The organism is Pacificibacter marinus (genome assembly GCF_018860505.1).
Lineage (GTDB): Bacteria > Pseudomonadota > Alphaproteobacteria > Rhodobacterales > Rhodobacteraceae > Celeribacter > Celeribacter marinus_B.
The window spans coordinates 1-1,099 of sequence record NZ_JAHKPU010000025.1 but is presented as its reverse complement, the minus strand read 5'-3'; the positions used below and the strand labels follow the sequence as shown (position 1 = coordinate 1,099).

General features: G+C 51.7%; 1 protein-coding gene. It reads left to right on the top strand.

Annotated elements, in window-relative coordinates; genetic code table 11:
• Positions 1-935, top strand: a 935-nt coding sequence (gene tuf / locus KO503_RS09470; protein WP_215991315.1) for an elongation factor Tu, incomplete at its 5' end; no start/stop codon positions are given.
• Positions 936-1,099 lie beyond the last annotated feature (164 nt).

The following is a 1,099-nucleotide window of genomic DNA, read 5'->3' as shown; positions in this document are numbered from 1 at the left end:
CCGACTACGTGAAAAACATGATCACTGGTGCGGCTCAAATGGACGGCGCGATCTTGGTTGTGAACGCGGCTGATGGCCCTATGCCACAAACACGTGAGCACATCTTGCTTGGCCGCCAGGTTGGTATCCCAGCCATGGTTGTTTTCATGAACAAAGTTGACCAAGTTGACGACGAAGAGTTGCTCGAATTGGTTGAAATGGAAATCCGTGAGCTCTTGTCAGCATACGATTACCCAGGCGACGACATCCCAATCATCGCGGGCTCAGCTTTGGCTGCGCTTGAAGAGCGTGACGATGCCATCGGCAAAGACAAAATTGCTGAATTGATGGCCGCTGTTGATGCTTACATCCCACAGCCACCACGTGCTGTTGACGAGCCATTCTTGATGCCAATCGAGGACGTGTTCTCAATCTCTGGTCGCGGTACTGTTGTAACCGGTCGTGTTGAGCGCGGCGTGATCAATGTTGGCGACAGCATCGAAATCGTTGGTATCAAAGACACAACAACAACAACCTGTACTGGTGTTGAAATGTTCCGCAAACTGCTTGACCGCGGTGAAGCTGGCGACAACATCGGCGCGTTGCTTCGCGGTGTTGACCGTGAAGGTGTTGAGCGCGGCCAGATCCTGTGTAAACCAGGTTCAGTTAAGCCACACACCAAGTTCGAAGCTGAGGTCTACATTTTGACCAAAGAAGAGGGTGGTCGTCACACACCATTCTTCGCGAACTACCGTCCACAGTTCTACTTCCGGACGACTGACGTGACAGGTACTGTTGTTCTTCCTGAAGGCACAGAAATGGTCATGCCAGGCGACAACTTGAAGTTCTCCGTTGAACTCATCGCGCCAATCGCGATGGAAGACGGCCTGCGCTTTGCGATCCGCGAAGGCGGTCGCACAGTTGGTTCCGGTGTTGTTTCTAAAATCATCGAGTAAGCCTTATCGCTTATAAGACTTAGAAAAGGCCGCTCGTAAGGGCGGCCTTTTTGGTTTTGCATTTGTTTTGCGGGGGCCGCTCGAACAGAATAATAGTGTAGAAACACGACAGATTTTGCTACATTTTAACCTGCCCTCAGGTCGCTGATCGCCAAGCCTGCCTG